The following is an 18,265-nucleotide window of genomic DNA, read 5'->3' as shown; positions in this document are numbered from 1 at the left end:
GCCTTCTGCTATCTATTTAAAATGTCCAATGCATTAATCACCCCAGACTTCTTGTGCTGTATCAACAACCAAACGGATTTTGTCCCATTGTTGTTGTTCTGTCAACTGATTACCTTCTTCTGTTGAAGCAAAGCCACACTGCGTACTTAATGACAAACTTTCTAGTGGTACATACTGCGTTGCTTCATTAATCCGCTTAATCAGTGTTTCCTTTTGCTCAAGTTCTGGTCGTTTACTTGTAACAAGTCCCAAGACTACTTGTGTACTCTCTGGTACTTCTGCCAATGGTGCAAAATCACCTGAACGCTCATCATCAAACTCTAGGTAGAACGCATCAACTTTTTCTTGGGCAAATAAATGACTGGCAACTGGTGCATAGCCACCTTTAGCTGCCCACGTTGAATGATAATTACCACGACAAATATGTGTACTAATACGTAAATCATCTGGCAAATCATCAATTGCTGCATTATTCAACTCTAAGTAAATATCTTGTAATGCATCACGATTAAATTCCCCATTAGTCATTTCTTGCCAAAAATCACTATCAACAACCATTCCCCAAGTACAATCATCGAGCTTCACATCTCGACATCCGGCATCATATAATGCCAAAATCAAATCGTGATAAGCTTGACCAATATCATGAACTAACTCAGCATGATCAGGATAGTACTTATGTAATGCCTCTTCGTTCTCAACCCCGCGTACTAACTCAGCATAAAATTGTGCTGGTGATGGAATACTCTGACGAGCAATAATACCTGGTTGGTCCTGAACTAACTCATTCAAGAACTTAAAGGCTTTTAAATCATTGTGCTCTGGATCAAAGGCAATTTTACCAACAACCTGAGCGGAATCATTCCTGGTTTCCTCATCATGGAACAAGTAGCCATGATCAGCATACGTGTGAGCGATACCAGAAAAGCCCCAAAAAGTGTCTAAATGCCAATAACTACGTCTAAATTCACCATCAGTCACAATCTTCAGGCCAGCATCAATTTCCTTGGCTACTAAGTCACGGATGGCTTCATCTTCGACTGCTGTTAACTGTTCTTGATCAATCTTTTTTGCCGCAAAGTCAGCACGTGCTTGCTTGATTGCGTTAGGACGTAAAAAACTGCCGACAATATCATAATGTAATTTCGTTGCTGTTAATGTAGCCATAATTAAAATCCCTCTTTCTGCTAAATACAAATAAACTGAGTTTTGATTAATTTGTTAATGCATTAAAAAAGTCCCTAGAAAACAAGAATTATCTTGTTTTCTAGGGACGTGATGTTAATTGTTCACGTGGTACCACCCATATTCAATATTATGCGATTAACATAATATCCTCGTCCAGATACACTGCTACTAGCTATATCCTCCCGCAATAACGGGCGGACCCGCAAACAGCTAATATACGTTTCATAAACTCACTGTTTGTTTGCACTCCAAGACCATCTTCATCGACGCTTCCTTACCACGTTTCAGCTCATGTGGTTCTCTGTCAAAAGTCGCTAATCAATTACTCATCTTTTCTCAGCAAAAACTAATTAATTTATCTAAATGATAGGATAAATGCCTTATGCTGTCAACAGTAAAATTAAAATTTTATTTTCTTTTGTACACTAACCAAACCACCGCAAAAATCAATACTGCCGTCATCACCAAAGTTCCCACCCAAGCCCAAGTTCCTACGGCTAATGGTAAATGCATATTCATACCATAAAATCCTGAAATAATTGGTGGCACAGCCAAAATAAGTGACCAAACGGTTAAGAACCGCATTGTATCATTTAATGAGTTATTCAAAATATTATTATAAGTATTAGACAATCGTTCAACTAAATCTGCTGTGTCTTGTGTAATCTGTTGGCTTTGGTTTGTCTCAATTTCAACATCCGCAACCAAATCACGTTCACGTTTGTCTAAGGAAAGTTCATCTGAATCAGCGTCACCACTTAACTTCAGCTGTTTAATCGCCATCACATTATTGTCTGTCGCTGTTGTTAAGTGCACGAGTTGATTGCTAAGCGATGCTAGTGCTTCGATTTGTTTATTTGTTGGATTTTTACGGTAATTTGCCAATTTTCCACGAATAGCATTAATATCATCAACCTGATCCATGTATTGATCATTTAAACGCCACAATAATCGTAGCAAAATAGTGATGATACTTTGCTGCTGTTTACTTTTTTTCGTGAATAGATCTTGCAGTTCCTCATTAACATGCTGGGCACGTTTTGGAACAGCCGAAATTAAAGTATCTGCTGTCACAATAAAACTCACTGGCACAACATGATAAATTCTTGCCGATTCATCTTTAATGATGACTTGCCAAATCAGCATACCAACTTCTGTCTGTTCGTTATAATCAAAGCGTGATCGTTCTCTAGGATCCTGCACGTATGATTGAAATCTATATGTTAGGTCAAACTTGTTTCGTAATTTTTGCACATCCTCATGTGTTGGATCAATGACACTAACCCAATGTAACCCATTTAAAACAGTACGTTCTTGGTACATAAACATTGGTCCCTTCTGATTATTTCATATTCTTATTATATCAATAATAATAAAAATAGCGTGCAATAAAGGATGTACTAGTCTTCCAGGGAGTAATTCGCAGTCTTATAGAATTGGGTTGTTTACAGCATATTTAGGTGCTGCCCCACGCAATACGGTATCAATCATTTTAGCAGCAATCATTGCCATTTTTTGATTTGCTTGTTGGGTGTTCGCACCAATATGCGGTGTCACTATCACATTATCCATCTTCAAAAGTGGGTTGGTTTTGTCAATTGGTTCTTGTTGAAAAACATCCAACGCAGCACCAGCAATTTGTTTATTTTGCAGGGCCAAAATTAATGACTGTTCATCAATAATTTGTCCACGTGCTAAATTGATCATTGCAGATTCAGGTTTCATCCACTGAAATTCTCTATCACCAACAATGTGCCGCGTTTCTGGCACAGCTGCTAAGTGTAAGCTAATAATATCAGCCGTTTCAAACATTTTTTGCCAACTAACAAACTTGCCATATGGTGACGATTTTTGTTTGCGATCATAAATGATTACCTTCACTCCTAATGCAGTTAATAAACGCGCTAACTCCTGTCCAACATGTCCATAACCCACAATGCCAATAGTTGCTGCTGTTAAATCTTGACCCAGTAATTGGTACGCACCTACCCATTGATCATCGCGGGTAAGTTTATCAACTAACCAAAATTGCCGTCGTAATTGCAACATATTCATAAGCGCCATTTCAGCAACACTATGTGCATTAGCACCTGGTGTGTTAGTAACCCAAACACCCTGCTTGGCTGCAAAATCAACATCAATATTATCGTAACCAACACCGCGTCGTGCAATAATTTTTAGATTGGGCATTTGACGATAGAAGTCATTGGAAATTTTTTTACTGATCAGCATTACTGCAGCAGCATCAGGGGCTAAATTTAGAATTTCCCTTTGTTCAGGATTATCAACGGTTATCACTTCATATCTTTTTTTAGATAGATAGTGATCGGTTAATTCATCTGAAATTTTAGGAATGATTATCTTATCTGCCATTGTTACCATCTCCTTATGATACAAAATATGACTGTGTGTCAACATGCAGACGATCAGCAATTGCCTTTATTTCCTTGATTGTTTTATCATCAATTTCAATTCCATTTCTCTTACGGTCTTGATAAGCTAATTGTTCTTTATCCCCATGAACATAGACTTCTTTCCCAGAAACAGCAGGTAATTGACGTATATCCTCTAGATACCGCGAAAACTTATCAATGATTTTTCCTGAATCACCAAAGATGGCCGGATCAATGGCAATAAAACTTTGACATGGACCAGTTTCTACATCCGATGCTGAAATTTCAGCAGAAGTGTTTCCCAAAGATAAAATAGACGTGAAAACCTCAACCATAATGCCTAAGCCATAACCTTTGTGACCACCTGTCTCTTCAGTTATACCACCAAGTGGTGCAATACCAACGTTTGCCTCTGGATCGCGTAATAAATCTAGGGTTGTTGTATCGGTATGATCATAAATAGGTTGATTGCCATCCTTAGCAACCCATAACGCAGGTAAGTCTTTTTCTTGCTTACGGTAAACTTCAATTTTGCCTTGTGGTACAACAGTCGTTGCAGCATCAAAAATAAAATTATGGGGTTTTGCTGGCATTGCAAATGCAATGGGATTTGTACCAATAAAAGCTTTTTTAGCATTTGTTGGTATCATACCTGGTCTTGAATTACATGATGACATCCCAATCAAGCCTTGTTCAGCAGCCAAATTAGCATAGTAACCTGCAATGCCATAATGACCGGAACGTTTGGTTGTCACAATACCAACACCATGTGCTTTGGACTTTTCTATTGCCACTTCCATACTATACATGCCATTCAATTGTCCCGACCCAAAATTGGCATTGATAACCGCACTAACATTAGTTTCTTTTTCAATTTCAGGATGACTGTCAATTCTTATTTTGCCGTTTTGTATAAAACGATCATACAAAGAAAGGCGTTGCACACCATGTGAGGTAATGCCATGTAAATCCGTGTAAATTAAGATATCTGCTATTTTTTGACTGTTTTCTTCTGAAAACCCATATGCCTGATAAATTTTATTTACTAGAACATTTATTTTTTTACTGTCATACCTATTTGTCATCTTAACTACCTGTCTTTCAATGATGTTAAATTAAGATATATCTTTCTTTCACATCAACATTAGCTAAATATTTTAGGATATCGAATTTTTTCTGTCCCCCATTTTTAACTTTTCTAAATGTTGATAAGTTGTTTTTTCAGTTGTGGACGCAGAATTTTACCAGTCGGGTTACGTGGAAAATCTTGCACAAAATAAATTTGTGTCGGACGCTCAAATTTTGCGAGATTTTCGTTGGCATAATCCTGTAATTGCGATATCATCGTTGCCTCATCAAGCAATGAATTTTTAGGTTTCACCACAGCAGTTACTGCTTCACCATATAGGTCATCTGGCATCCCTAAAATAACAATTTCCGCAATAAAATCCAATTGAGAAAGCACACTTTGTACGCCAGCTGGCGCAACTTTTTCACCACCGCGGTTAATCATATCTTTACTACGTCCTTTAACAAAAAGGTAGCCATCTTCATCAAAATATCCTAAGTCTCCCGTTAAAAACCAACCATCATGAAATGCATCTGGTTGTGGATCCATATAATCTGAAATAACATGGTCACCACGCACAACAATTTCCCCAATTGCTGTCTTTTTTGTTTCATATTTTCCATCAATCAAAATCGCAACATCGGTACCAACTGGTTTACCTGCTGAGCCAATTTTCTGAGCGTTAATTGGGTTCAGTGTACTTTGACTTGATGTCTCAGTCATGCCATAGCCTTCTAAAATTTTTGTATGAAAGCGATCCTGAAAAGCAATGAATTTGTTTTCTGGTAAAGCAAATGATGAACTTCTAACAAAACGTAAATCAATATGATCTTTTAATTTTGTATAGATCATATTTGCTTGCTCATTGATTAGCAAAATTGAAATTATTGTTGGTACAACTGATGTCCAGGTCACATGATTTTCACTAATTTGTTGCCAGAAATGGCTGGCACTAAATTTATTTGCAATCACAATCTTTCCACCCGAAAGTCTTGTTGACAATGTTGAAATAACTTGCGCATTAATATGAAACATTGGCATCGTAATCAAAGTGGTATCGGCAGGTGTCATTTTGTGAGAATCAATATTATGATGAGCTGCATTATTTAAAATACGATGTGTTAACCCAACTCGCTTGGGCTTTCCAGTCGTACCTGATGTGTTTAAAATTAGCCCAAGATCTTCTTCTCTAGGTAAAGTTTCTGTATCATTTGGTCGATTTGCTAAGAATTCAGTATTAATAAATATGGTTAATTGTTGGTTTGTGTTCAACTTAACGATCTGTTTTTGTAAAGGCACTTGATCAGTCAACTGATCTGCTAATTCCTTTTTAACAACGATCACAGCATAGGTATGTTCATTAAATTCTGCCAAAAGTTGGGCAATTGGTGTCGTCGCTGCTACTGGGTGTTCAACAACGCCAAGTTGCCAAAATGCTTGGGTTAATACTGGATATACTGCTGAATTATCTAAACAGACAAGTGACAGATCCTGATTCATCAGACCAATTTCTCGAAAAAAATTGTATAACGTCGTCACATCATCCGCTAATTGTTGACCAGTAAACCACTGATCAAGTTTTAAGTCTTTAATCAGCTCATCATCTTTATGTATCTGTAATTGCTCAGTTAATTGTTTTGTAAGTGTTGTCATCTTCAATCGTTTCCTCCGTAATTTGGTGTAAATAACCAATTAAAAACTAACATTATCAAAAAGTGTAGCAAACCAACCCCAAAGAAAGCTTTACTCGCAAGGTTAAATTGAACATTATGAAAAAACTCTCATCTTTCATTAGCAAATAAAAAAGCCTGCCTCCAATTACATATCGGAAACAGGTCTTGGTCAATTCATATTCATTTAGATGGCTAATTTTTTTCTTTTTTCCAAAGATTGGTTACATGCCATTGTGGACGCCCAATCAAGAAACCAAATGGCGGTATCTTGTAGAAGAAATACGACATGTAATAATCCATCAACACAATAATGATGAAAATAACTGGTATTAACAAGAAATTACCAATATCTGATAGACCAATGGCACTTAAAATACCTGCCATAATTGTTAGGGCAACGGTTTGACCAAGGTACATCCCAAAGCCAACTTTTGCGCCAATTGAAACAAATTTGACTAACCACTGTGGTAACCCATTTTCTCTATATTTTGCATATTGCAACCCAATCCAAATAACGAATCCAATAATAAATAAATCATAGATGAATATATAAGGTTGATGAATTTCCAGGGTTTTCGTTAACGACAGATGCAAAACATGTTGATTATAGTAGAACTCTATAAGCGTTCCAAGCGCTAAGATAAGCGTTCCCCAACCAATCAGCCGATGCTTTCTTTCAATAAAGCTCTTAAATGTTTCATAATGGATGGAAGCATATGCTCCCAGCACAAAGTAAAATTGATAAACCAGTAGGCTAAAGCCATAGTTTTTCATTAGATATGGCCAATTGCTTGTATCAATGTGTGGTAGTCCATATTTAATAAAAAACAGTAACACAATCTGAAATACAAAAGAAATTCCTAAAATTAAATTATGCTTATTGCTAAATTTTTTGAATAGCCAAACTAGTGCTGGGAAGACCACATACAGTTGCATGGTCACAATAATATAATACATGTAATAGTCATCACCATGAGTTATTAAATGAACAAGATCTGCAAAAAAGTCTCCCGCACCAGACCATGCATTTTGTTGTAAAGTTTCACCCATTAGCAACAGGAAACACCAGCTCACGTATGGAATTCCCACACCCAGAAACCGCTTTTTCCAAAATGACCAAACATGCAGTTCTTTATGATAATGCTGTAAAAACAATACCAAGCCCGTAATAAACATAAATCCCATACGGGTGAAGTGTAATGATAAATGTGTCATATTTAGAAAACCACTTTCCCAAGATGTTGTTGCTAATTCTTGGCCAATCATGGTTGTTGTGTGATTTAATAAAACACCTGTAATAAAGATTAGTCGTAAAACATCGACCTCATATAAATATTTTCTTTTCTGTTTGCCTTCTACCATAATTTTTATTGACTCAATTGCGCTATCAACTTATGTCGCATCACCTTTCCCGTTGGATTATGTGGATAGTCTGTCACAAAGACAATTCGAGTAGGTCGTGCAGGTAACGAAAGATTATCTGCTGCATAATGCAATATTTTCTCCTGCATTTGTGCATCCGTCAACTCATTATTACTGTGGTTAGCAATCACCGCAGCGACAACTTCTTCACCATACAATATATTCGGCACACCAATCACAACCACCTCATCAATAAAATCAAGCTGTCGTAACACGGCTTCAATGGCAATTGGTGCAACTTTTTCCCCACCATGACTAATAATTTCTTTAATTCGACCCACGATTTTCAAATAACCATCAGCATCAAATCGACCAAGGTCACCCGTACGTAACCACCCATTGTGAAATGAATCAGGTCGACTATCAAGATAGTCCGTAATCACATGATCACCACGCAATAAAATTTCACCTGATTGACCTGCCTTTTTAGAAACCTTACCATCAATCAACAATGCAACATCTGTCGCTATTGGTAAACCAACAGTTCCTGCCTTAGGTGCATCAAATGGGTTCAAAGCAATCAATGATGCTGCTTCAGTCATGCCATAACCCTCGATTATTGGTAAGTGATATTGCTTCTCAAAAGCCGTTAACTGATCTGGTAGTAATGAAAATGAAGCAGACCGTACATACTTTAGTTTTATATCATGCTGATATTGTTTAAAGGCCGATTTTGCTTTTTCATTCATCTGTAAAATTTGTATAATTGTGGGTACAATTGATACCCAGGTGATTTCATGATATGCAATTGCCGACCAAAATCTTGAGGCCGAAAATTTTTGTGCAATGACTAATTTCCCACCCGAAACCAACGTACCCAGCATTTGAATAACCTGAGCATTGACATGGAACATTGGCATAACAACCAAAGCAGCATCTTGATCGGTCAATAATTGCGAAGCGGCAATATGTTTTGCAGAATGATACAACTCCTCATGTGTTAGACCAACACGTTTGGGCTTTCCCGTTGATCCTGACGTATTTAAAATTAACGCTAAATCTGTATTTTTAAAATTTCCTGTATTAGTTTCTTGAACAGCTTGATAACGATAGAAATTGATTTTTGCACCATCGATTAAAAAGGGGTCAGCAATAAAATTTGTCGTCTGCTCTAACGAGTTAGTATATGCCGTATCAAAAATTCCTGCCGCATATTGATACTCTTCAAATTCATCAAGTATCTCCACCATTCCCGATGATGGGGCAATCGGGTGAGCAATTGCGTCTAATTGCCACAACGCCATTTCAATCACTGGGTAAGTCCAATGATTGGTTAGAGCGATGAGCACAACATCCCCTTTTTTGATACCATGCTGCGTAAATTTTTCTGCTAACCCATTCACCATTTTTGTTATTTGACGGCCGGTATACGCCCGACTGTCAACTAATGATACCAACTTTGTATCTACTTGATGATTTACTAACTGTCTTTGTAAGGCATCAGTAAGAACTGTCATATTGATTTTTCCTTTCTTAATCTATTAATTATTATTTGATTGTAATTACATCATCGCTAACTTTTATTTGCTTTTTAATAAGGTCATTGGCATAGAAAACATCGGCGATTTTTTGTTCATCAGCAATAACTGATTTACTCAAAGGAGACATCGTCCAATCACGACGATCAACCATTTTTTGTACCACTGCTTGCTTCATATGTAATTTCTTAGATAACAATGTAACCAGTTTATTTGGGTGTTTGTTCGCCCATTTCATGTCTTCGCCAACGTACTTAACCAGGTATTTATTGATTTCTTGATGTTTCTTTGCATAAGATTGCGTTGAAATCAAAAAGTCTCGATTGTTTGAAAGTCCCTGGCCATCAACGAGAAGTTGTGCTTTTTGTTGGACCTGTCCTTGGGCTGTATAAGGATCCCAAGTGACCCACGCATCGACTTTCCCCTTTGAAAAAGCAATGGCTGCATCAGGTTGTTTCATATTGACCCATTTAATATCAGAATTACTCAATTTGGCCTTTGATAAGGCTTGCAACAGTAGATAATGTGAAGACGTGCCCTGTGTATAGGCTACTTTCTTTCCCTTTAAGTCAGATAATTTCGTTATACCAGAATTTGCTTTCACTAAAATTCCTGATCCATTGGCTTTCTTAGCACCAGCAGCAAGATAGGCAATGTTGCTTGTTGCGGTAATGGGTGGTGTATCGCCTGTACGGGCATAATTTATACTACCTGACACAAGGGCTTGCATTTCGGATGATCCATCAGAAAATTCTTTAAACACAATCCGATAACCTAGTGCTTTCATTTTCTTAACTAATACCCCACGAGATTTAGAAACATCCACAGGGTCTCCCTTTTGATAGCCAATTGTCACCTTTTCCAATTTATCGCCCGCACCTGTCGCTTGCCGATAACCATAGTAAGTACCACCGGCCCACAAAATTAACAGCACAATTAATATTATTTTTTTCCAAGATTTTGTCATATAAACTCCCTTATTACTCCGCCAAAATAAAATCTTGTACTTGATTAGCCACTTGCATCATGGCTACTTCATCGTCACTACCACGTTGACCAGCTACCTTTAATCCAGTTGTTCCATGTTTGATGGCAACAACATAATCCGCCATCTTTGCCGCTTCGCGAACATCGTGAGTAATTAAAATCGTCGTTAACTGTTCCCTATCAACAATTGCGGCAATCAACTCTTGCATCCGAATACGCGTCAGTGCATCCAGGGCACCTAATGGTTCATCAAGTAATAATAATTGTGGTGAAGACATTAACGCACGTGCTAGAGCAACTCGCTGTTTTTGCCCACCAGATAACTGATTTGGAAAATGATCTGCAAAGTCATGTAGTTGTACTAAATCCAACAATTCTTGCGCACGCTGCCTGGCTTTTTTATCACGTGATTGAAATGATAAATTGTCTAAAACCGTCATCCATGGTAACAGACGATCATCCTGAAACATCACACGGGTCACTTGACTTAGTCCTTGAACCAATTCACCATTAACAACGATTTCCCCCGAAGTTGGCAATTCTAATCCCGCAATTAATCGGAGTAAGGTCGACTTACCACCACCAGATTCACCGACAAAGGCAATGAAGTCTCCTTGTGCAATATCAAAATTTATATCATGTAAAACAAGTTTGTCCTCATACTTTTTTGTGACATTCTTTATATGTACAATGCTATTATCTGCCATTCCATCATCTCCTTCTTTATTGCCAATCTAGCAGAATAGATTCCAATAACGCTGCGATCCAATCAGATACCTTACCTAAAATTGCATAAATAATAATTGCCAAGAAAATTGTTGGCATATCTAGAAATTGTTGCGCATTGGTTTCCATATACCCAATACCGGAACTTGATGAGATTGTTTCAGACACGATTAGAGTGGTCCACATAACCCCTAAAGCGTATCGAATTCCCATTAAAATCGTTGGCATTGCACCGGGAAAAATAATTTTTGTTAACATTTGCCACTTTGATAATTGATATGAACGTCCCATTTCAATTAATTTTGGGTCAATCGATTGAATACCATGTAAGGTGTTAATGTAAATAGGAAACATTACGCCAATAGCAACCAAAGTGACTTTAGCTGGTTCACCAATCCCTAACCAAATAATAATCAAAGGAATTAAAGCCAAATGTGGAATATTACGTACCATTTGTACGGTCGAATTAAATAATAAATTGCTAATTCGTGACAATCCATTGGCCACACCTAGTGTAAATCCAATCGTTCCACCAATAAGTAACCCAATCGTCGCGCGATATAACGAAATACCAATATTTTGTTGCAGCGTACCTTCTTGCCATAAAGTAATTGCCTGAGAGCCAACTGCCGATGGGCTAGGTACATAAGTTGTATCAATCATCCCTGCATCCACAATGATTTCCCAAATAATGATGATTCCAACTGGAATTAACCAAGGTAAGGTACCCTCTATGTGTCGTTTTTTCCTACTTTTAGTAATCATTCTTTGCAAATGATAGCCTCCCCTTTACATACGGTTAGAAAAATTCATCATTTAACTTTAATAAACTTTCTAAAACAACAGTTTTTAATGGATTTATTTTTAATAAGTTCAATCTTAAAATTTTAAACTTAAACCTACGGTAATTTTTTTCTTGAATTATTTACAATTGCGTGACATTTAAAAAAATTAAAAAAAATGACGTGTAACCAGAAAGTTAACTGAACTTTCATTGCACACGTCATTTTACTATGCTTATTCAATATTATATTTTATGTCTTTATCGATACAACCAAACACGCATTTGGCCGTTTAAACGGTTAGCCCAACTATAATATGGTACTAATGTTAATTGCGTATCAATTTTATTTGGTACGTCATCAATTGACTTATATAATGCATCATCAGTTGATTCAAGTTGTTCACGAGTTGCTGGCACTGTAATCACACCGACCCCGTCAAGAGTCTCTGCCTGATAATCATATGTTGTATCATCTTTCGTATTAACATGATAATCCCAAAGAGGTGCCTCGTTATCAGCCTCTTCAGCTGCATATACTAATGGACCACGGGTAACTGCAACCTGACCAAAGTTAACTTTCACCCGATTACTACTACGCATTAACTTTGTGGCCATATTCAATGTTAATTCAACATCCACATTATCTTGATCAATCGTCAGATAAATAAAGCCATCTTCTATTGTTGCATCAACGTTATGACCATTTACAGCAATACTAAACTCATCTTGTGACCATTGTGGTACACGAATACCAAACTGATATGTTTTATGGTTAGCATTTTCAAGATGGTACTTAATGTCTCCTTGCCATGGGAAATTGTTCGTCTGAGTGACAGTCACGCCATTACTAAAGCTTGCTTGATTGGCAATAAACTGGTGACTCAAAATTGTATTATCATGCACCGTATAAATATATTGATCAACTGAAGTAATTAAACGAGCCAAATTAGCAGGACAGCAAGCGCACCCAAACCAATCCGCACGATGCGTTAGAATATGTGATTTCCCTGGATTTAACTTTGATGCAGTCGGATCGGCTTCTAGTGGATTGACATAGAAGAAATGCTTGCCATCCAATGACATCCCACTCAAAGAACCATTGAACAACTCTTTCTCCAAGATGTCCCCATACTCACCCTTTGCTTCAATCTTTAACATTTCTTTTGCAAAGAAAGACATCCCAACTGAAGCACAAGTTTCACCGTACATTGTATCATTAGGTAAATCATAGTCGTAAGTGAACGCTTCACCAGTGGTTGTCGAACCAATATTTCCCGTGATATACATACGCTGCTTAACAATGTCATGCCAAAAGCGCTTGCATGCTGCTAATAATTCTTGATCACCAGTATAACGAGCAACCATCGCCATGCCTGTGCATAGATAGACCACACGAACTGCATGGCCATCAGCAGTTTGCTGATCTTTGATTGGTTCAGCTGCTTGAAAATAACTACGAGGAAAATCACGCATACCCGCAATCAAGTCACGTTCGACACCGTCTGCCTTGATTTGTTCATCAAAGAATTCTGGATTTTGGCCACGTTGATTTAAAAAATAATGTGCTAAATCAAGATAACGTTGCTCTTGCGTCGCTTCGAATAGTCTTGCCAAAGCTAGTTCAATTTCTGGGTGTCCATCATAACCATGAATTTGACCATCTTTTAAACCAAAGTTTTTATCAATACAGTCGGCCATCCGTTCTGCAATCTGCAATGCCTTTTGATTTCCAGTTGCTTGATAATAGGCAACACCAGCTTCTATATAATGACCCATCGTGTATAATTCATGCGACTGTTGTAGACGCTTAAACTTTCTTTCAGGTGCATCAATTTGGAAATATGTTGATAAATAGCCATCGTCATCTTGCGCATCAGCGATTAAATCAATCAATTCGTCTGTCATCTTTTTCAAATTATCATCTTGATGATATGAAAAGGAATACGCAGCTGCTTCTAACCATTTATAAACATCTGTATCTTGAAAAGGAAAGCCATAGTGATGACCAGATTCCAGACCAGCCGCAATTTTTAAATTAGCAATTGCATGACTATTCTTATCCTGGCCATTGTTTTGAGGATCGTCAGCAATATTGATATTGGCTTGATCGTTCATAACTTCCCATTGATAAGGTAGCACTTCCTTTACAACTAAATTGCGATAACGTTGCCAAAATTCAGATGTTACCTGTACTTGGTTTAATTGTATCGTTTCATTGTGACTCATTTTATAAAAATTCCTTTCGGTTATGCCTCTTCTGCTTCAACTTCACGTTCTGCTAATTCTTTTTGTACAACTGGTTCATGACGCTCCCACTTACGGTAAGTTACCATTAGTATCAAGCTGATAATGTAAATAATGATAGGTACCCAAATAAATGATAGATGAATACCAGTTAAACTACTTGCTGATTGCACTGCATGTGATGCATCAAAACCAACATTATTTAATAACATTGAAACAATAAATGAGCCTAGACCAGACCCCATTTGAATACAGAATGCTGCACCAATGGCTGTTAAGAAACCATTTGCACGAATACCTGTTTTCCATTCACCAAAGTCAACGGTATCACCAACCATGGCAAAGAACATCGTACATGCTGAACCAGCACCAATACAGGCAACACACCAGCCAATCAATGCTGAAGTCGTGTTACTACCCGCAAATCCCATCCAGATTTGTCCAATAATTGTCAAAGATAGGAAAAATACGGTTGAACCCCACTTGTGTAATAACTTAACCACAAATGGTACGGATGCCATGCCAATAACTTGAATAATTGAGAAACCATTAAAGAATGAAATTAATGATTTGTCACCGAGATTGTACTGAAAATAATATGGCAATGCCGCATTTCGTACGGTATAAGCTGTCCAGTAAGCCAAATTAGCCAAAACAATCAACATCCATGGCCAATTTCCCTTGGTAGCCTTCAAACTTTCTTTAATGCTAATAACCTTTTCTTTGGCAAGGTTTTTCTCACGCATATCGAAGAATGCAATGATTAACAAGATGAAAGCAACAATTGCATAAACACCAACGGCTAATGACCAACCACGTTGATCATTACCGTGACCTAACAAATCAGCAAACGGAATAATGAAGGTTACGGCAAAGAAGTTTCCAACATTTCCTAGCACCAAACGAATAGAGTTCGCTTGCATTCGATCGTCTGTATTCGTTGTTAAATTAGGTAATACAGATGTAATTGGTGTTGACATGGCCGTATAAGAAAAGTCAGCCAAAATGTACATGACACCAGCATAAATAATTTTTGCAGTATTACTAATATCAGGTGTCGTAAATAGTAACCAAACGAAGATTGCAAATGGTAACGCACCCCATAAGAACCATGGACGACTTTTTCCATACTTACTGTGCGTATGGTCAACCAAGATACCCATAATGGGTGCCCCAATTGCATCAAAAACACGACCAATTAATAGTAAGACTCCTGCAACACCGACAGAAAGTCCGAAAACATTCGTGAAAAAATATAGCATGTATGAACTGATAATACAGTAAAGTAAATTACCAGACATATCTGTGAAACCATACGTAATTTTACGGTGGAAAGGTAGTTTGTCTTCTGCTAACAATTTTTGTGCAGCATCAACATGACGATTCACTTGACCGTTGTTATCCGTATTTGAACTCATGATAATAATCTCCCTCTATTTTTTTGGCAATCCAACATTTGATTACCTATTCACAAAGTCATTGTAACCGTTTTCAAATATTCAAAAAAGATATATACTTGCACATAAGGTAATCATTTCCGACTACTTTATATAACCGTTCCATCAGGATGATAATGTATTATCATAGTATTATGAGTTAAAGTTAGCTGAGACGAAAATACGATATTAGGTGTTTATTTCCGACCATTAAATTGAGGTGCAAGTTATGCTTTTTTCAACGTTCACATTAGATAAAACGATGTTGTTTTATAAAGGCGGTGAATTCATTAGTGATCAACATTGGCAACATAAACGCATGTTCCATAAAGGTGACTATGAAATTATTATTTGTATTAAAGGTCCAATTTATTTAGAAATCGATCAACAATACGTGACCCTTCATGCGCATGATGTCCTCGTGATTCCACCATTTACGCCGTTTGGGGGTTTTCGTGAAAGTAACGACCCGGTTGATTTTTACTGGTTCCATTTCTTTTCTCAATTTAAGGAAAAAATCTTTACCAGTACTCCCGTCGCATTTATTGAACAAGTTCAGTCAGCAGCAACCAAGCAGCAACAGATTGCCTTACCACGCCAATTTTCACTGGAAAATGACCAACAAATTTTAATTTTGGTCCATCAGATGTTATCGATCAATAACAATCTATCCTATATTGATGAGCGTGATTATTTAACCTCAACATTACTCATCTATTTATTTAAGGCATTTGTATCACAAAACCAACCTGATGAACGTTCAAAAATAAATTATATTAAGGAATGGATTCGTGCGAATATTTCTGCAACGTTGACTGTTGCGGAAATCTCTGACCATGTTCATTTAAATCCAGATTACTTAACTCGGTTATTCAAAAAATATACTGGGATGACGACCCTACAATATTTGAATCATTTAAAAATTGAGGTTGCCTCGTTATTATTGATTCGCACAGAAATGTCAATCAAACAAATTGCAGCCGCTGCTTACTTTACGGATCCTAAAATATTTACACATAAATTTAAAGCAACAACTGGTTTATCACCCACTGATTATCGGCAATCATATCGTTTGGTTCACCAAAATAATCCTCATATTGACCCTCAAATTCCGATTCCTAAACGAATTGAGGATATGCTTGATTACATCCCAGAAAATGGCAATCTACCAGATACAAATTTCCATCAATAAAAGGAGTCTAAATTTATGAAGTTATTCACTAAAATATTTGCTGGGCAATCCCTGATTTCATGGTGCTTACAGCTCATTCTCATTTACTTAGCTTGGGAAGTTGCTGACCATAAAATTGCCAACAATCTCTATACAATAAGTGGCGCCGCCGTCTTATTGATTTTGATCTACTTAAGTCTAGCTCATGATAATCGGCAGCGGCAGTCCAAAAAATAATAAAAAACACATGCGTTAGATTTGTCTCACTGGACAACATTATCTAACGCATGTGTTTTTTATTATTTTTTGATCAACATTTCTTTAGCCATTTTAATTTGATACTTTACCTGATCAAACCCAGTTGATCCTAAAGAAATTCGACGTGCAACGGCGTTTTCTGGATCAAGAACATCATAGACATCATCTGCTATCAATGGTTCAAACCCTTGTAATTGGGTAAGTGACATTTCTTGCAGTGGCTCATTATTGGCAATACCATAATGAACTAACTTTCCTACGACCTGATGCGCTTGCCGGAATGGTAATCCCTTATCAGCTAAGTAATCCGCAAGCTCCGTTGCATTTGAAAAATCATCCTTTAATGACGCCTGTAGTTTATCTGATTTAATTTGAATAGTGGCTAACATGTCTGTAAACAGCGAAACACATGCTTTCAAGGTATCAATTGTGTCAAAAATACCCTCTTTATCTTCTTGCAAGTCCTTATCATAAGCCAATGGCAACCCTTTTAATGTGGTGAGCAACGAAAACAATGAGCCATAAACGCGGCCAGTTTTACCCCGAATCAATTCAGCGACATCTGGGTTCTTCTTTTGTGGCATGATAGAACTACCCGTCGCAAATTCATCACTAATTTCAATATAACCAAATTCATAAGAATTCCATTGAATAATTTCTTCACAGAAACGACTTAAATGCATCATTAAAGTTGCTGAAGCATGTAAGAAGTCTAATAGATAATCCCGATCGGATACTGCATCAATCGAATTTTGATAATTTCCCGCAAACTGCAACGCTTGCGCACTATATTCACGATCAATCGGAAATGTCGTCCCTGCCAAGGCAGCAGCACCTAATGGTGATTGATTTGCGCTATTGTATGCCGCTTGAAATCTTTCACGGTCACGTGTAAACATTTCATAATAAGCCATCAAGTAGTGAGCATATGAAATAGGCTGTGCGTGTTGTAAATGAGTATAGCCAGCCATCAACGTATTGACGTTCATTTCAGCTTTTGTGACAACAACTTCCCGTAGCTCATCTAATAATGACGTGATTGCCACTATTTCGTCCTTCATAAAAAGATGCATGTCAGTGGCTGTTTGGTCATTTCGACTTCTAGCCGTATGTAATTTACCAGCCACATCCCCAATTTCTTGTTGCAGGAGATGTTCAATATTCATATGAATATCTTCAAACGTGTCCGAAAAAACTAATTCCCCTGTCGCTAATTTTTCCTGTAATTTTTCGAGCCCTCCAATGATTTGCTTTCCTTCTATTTCGGAAAGTATCTTAGTGTGGGTCAACATTTTCGCATGAGCTATCGAACCGATTAAATCATGTTTTGCTAATCGTTGGTCAAAAGCAATCGATGCATTAAATGCCACAACATCTGACCGATTGCCTTTTTCAAAACGACCACCCCACATTTGATTTGTTGCCATCAATTTGCC

Annotated in this window: 14 protein-coding genes; 1 reads left to right on the top strand and 13 read right to left on the bottom strand. The window is 37.3% G+C overall.

Translation table 11 applies throughout. The features are described from left to right. Positions 1-33: 33 nt before the first annotated feature. The 12 genes from ACQ4QH_RS01765 to ACQ4QH_RS01710 form a co-directional block, all read right to left on the bottom strand. Complete coding sequence (locus tag ACQ4QH_RS01765; protein ID WP_439819074.1) at positions 34-1,167, bottom strand: 5-methyltetrahydropteroyltriglutamate--homocysteine S-methyltransferase; 1,134 nt, start codon at positions 1,165-1,167, stop codon at positions 34-36. Between the two features lie 429 nt (positions 1,168-1,596). Further along, positions 1,597-2,511 carry a magnesium transporter CorA family protein gene (locus ACQ4QH_RS01760; RefSeq protein WP_439819073.1) on the bottom strand — a complete coding sequence of 305 codons (915 nt, stop codon included), beginning with the start codon at positions 2,509-2,511 and terminating at the stop codon, positions 1,597-1,599. A gap of 105 nt (positions 2,512-2,616) precedes the next feature. After that, positions 2,617-3,561 (bottom strand): phosphoglycerate dehydrogenase, encoded by a 945-nt coding sequence (locus ACQ4QH_RS01755; protein WP_439819072.1) that lies wholly within the window; start codon positions 3,559-3,561, stop codon positions 2,617-2,619. A 13-nt stretch (positions 3,562-3,574) separates the two neighbouring features. Continuing rightward, the gene (locus tag ACQ4QH_RS01750; RefSeq protein WP_439819071.1) at positions 3,575-4,666 is read right to left on the bottom strand and encodes an Ldh family oxidoreductase; all 1,092 of its coding nucleotides are present in this window, start codon (positions 4,664-4,666) and stop codon (positions 3,575-3,577) included. 113 nt (positions 4,667-4,779) lie between these two features. Then, a complete protein-coding gene (locus tag ACQ4QH_RS01745) occupies positions 4,780-6,303 on the bottom strand; it encodes an AMP-binding protein (protein ID WP_439819070.1) in 1,524 nt (507 codons plus the stop codon). Between the two features lie 212 nt (positions 6,304-6,515). After that, positions 6,516-7,685, bottom strand: a complete 1,170-nt coding sequence (locus ACQ4QH_RS01740; RefSeq protein WP_439819069.1) for an acyltransferase — start codon at positions 7,683-7,685, stop codon at positions 6,516-6,518. 5 nt (positions 7,686-7,690) lie between these two features. After that, positions 7,691-9,202, bottom strand: a complete 1,512-nt coding sequence (locus ACQ4QH_RS01735; protein WP_439819068.1) for an AMP-binding protein — start codon at positions 9,200-9,202, stop codon at positions 7,691-7,693. Between the two features lie 31 nt (positions 9,203-9,233). Then, a complete protein-coding gene (locus ACQ4QH_RS01730) occupies positions 9,234-10,190 on the bottom strand; it encodes an aliphatic sulfonate ABC transporter substrate-binding protein (protein ID WP_439819067.1) in 957 nt (318 codons plus the stop codon). 13 nt (positions 10,191-10,203) lie between these two features. Then, positions 10,204-10,917, bottom strand: coding sequence for an ABC transporter ATP-binding protein (locus ACQ4QH_RS01725; protein WP_439819066.1), 714 nt, complete (start codon positions 10,915-10,917; stop codon positions 10,204-10,206). 16 nt (positions 10,918-10,933) lie between these two features. Next, positions 10,934-11,701 (bottom strand): ABC transporter permease subunit, encoded by a 768-nt coding sequence (locus tag ACQ4QH_RS01720; protein WP_439819492.1) that lies wholly within the window; start codon positions 11,699-11,701, stop codon positions 10,934-10,936. Between the two features lie 277 nt (positions 11,702-11,978). Continuing rightward, entirely contained in the window at positions 11,979-13,946 is a 1,968-nt protein-coding gene (locus ACQ4QH_RS01715; protein WP_439819065.1) for a glycoside hydrolase family 127 protein, read from the bottom strand. Between the two features lie 20 nt (positions 13,947-13,966). Next, positions 13,967-15,382 carry an MFS transporter gene (locus ACQ4QH_RS01710; protein WP_439819064.1) on the bottom strand — a complete coding sequence of 472 codons (1,416 nt, stop codon included), beginning with the start codon at positions 15,380-15,382 and terminating at the stop codon, positions 13,967-13,969. Between the two features lie 247 nt (positions 15,383-15,629). Here ACQ4QH_RS01710 and ACQ4QH_RS01705 point away from each other — a divergent pair, with 247 nt between their 5' ends. Continuing rightward, positions 15,630-16,592 carry an AraC family transcriptional regulator gene (locus ACQ4QH_RS01705; protein WP_439819063.1) on the top strand — a complete coding sequence of 321 codons (963 nt, stop codon included), beginning with the start codon at positions 15,630-15,632 and terminating at the stop codon, positions 16,590-16,592. A gap of 278 nt (positions 16,593-16,870) precedes the next feature. Here ACQ4QH_RS01705 and argH read toward each other — a convergent pair whose 3' ends face one another. Next, on the bottom strand, positions 16,871-18,256 hold the full coding sequence (gene argH / locus ACQ4QH_RS01700; RefSeq protein ID WP_439819062.1) for an argininosuccinate lyase: 1,386 nt from the start codon (positions 18,254-18,256) through the stop codon (positions 16,871-16,873). Positions 18,257-18,265: the final 9 nt, after the last annotated feature.

This window comes from Weissella paramesenteroides, from assembly GCF_051903945.1.
GTDB classification, from domain to species: Bacteria; Bacillota; Bacilli; order Lactobacillales; family Lactobacillaceae; genus Weissella; species Weissella paramesenteroides_A.
This window is presented reverse-complemented; position numbering and strand designations above follow the sequence as displayed.

Excerpts from the sequence above, each read along its gene's own strand:
- ACQ4QH_RS01705 (WP_439819063.1), top strand. The coding sequence starts at position 15,630 with ATGCTTTTTTCAACGTTCACATTAGATAAAACGATGTTGTTTTATAAA.
- ACQ4QH_RS01735 (WP_439819068.1), bottom strand. The coding sequence starts at position 9,202 with ATGACAGTTCTTACTGATGCCTTACAAAGACAGTTAGTAAATCATCAA.
- ACQ4QH_RS01715 (WP_439819065.1), bottom strand. The coding sequence starts at position 13,946 with ATGAGTCACAATGAAACGATACAATTAAACCAAGTACAGGTAACATCT.
- ACQ4QH_RS01760 (WP_439819073.1), bottom strand. The coding sequence starts at position 2,511 with ATGTACCAAGAACGTACTGTTTTAAATGGGTTACATTGGGTTAGTGTC.
- ACQ4QH_RS01730 (WP_439819067.1), bottom strand. The coding sequence starts at position 10,190 with ATGACAAAATCTTGGAAAAAAATAATATTAATTGTGCTGTTAATTTTG.
- ACQ4QH_RS01755 (WP_439819072.1), bottom strand. The coding sequence starts at position 3,561 with ATGGCAGATAAGATAATCATTCCTAAAATTTCAGATGAATTAACCGAT.
- ACQ4QH_RS01720 (WP_439819492.1), bottom strand. The coding sequence starts at position 11,701 with ATGATTACTAAAAGTAGGAAAAAACGACACATAGAGGGTACCTTACCT.
- ACQ4QH_RS01745 (WP_439819070.1), bottom strand. The coding sequence starts at position 6,303 with ATGACAACACTTACAAAACAATTAACTGAGCAATTACAGATACATAAA.
- ACQ4QH_RS01765 (WP_439819074.1), bottom strand. The coding sequence starts at position 1,167 with ATGGCTACATTAACAGCAACGAAATTACATTATGATATTGTCGGCAGT.
- ACQ4QH_RS01740 (WP_439819069.1), bottom strand. The coding sequence starts at position 7,685 with ATGGTAGAAGGCAAACAGAAAAGAAAATATTTATATGAGGTCGATGTT.
- ACQ4QH_RS01710 (WP_439819064.1), bottom strand. The coding sequence starts at position 15,382 with ATGAGTTCAAATACGGATAACAACGGTCAAGTGAATCGTCATGTTGAT.
- ACQ4QH_RS01725 (WP_439819066.1), bottom strand. The coding sequence starts at position 10,917 with ATGGCAGATAATAGCATTGTACATATAAAGAATGTCACAAAAAAGTAT.
- argH (WP_439819062.1), bottom strand. The coding sequence starts at position 18,256 with ATGGCAACAAATCAAATGTGGGGTGGTCGTTTTGAAAAAGGCAATCGG.
- ACQ4QH_RS01750 (WP_439819071.1), bottom strand. The coding sequence starts at position 4,666 with ATGACAAATAGGTATGACAGTAAAAAAATAAATGTTCTAGTAAATAAA.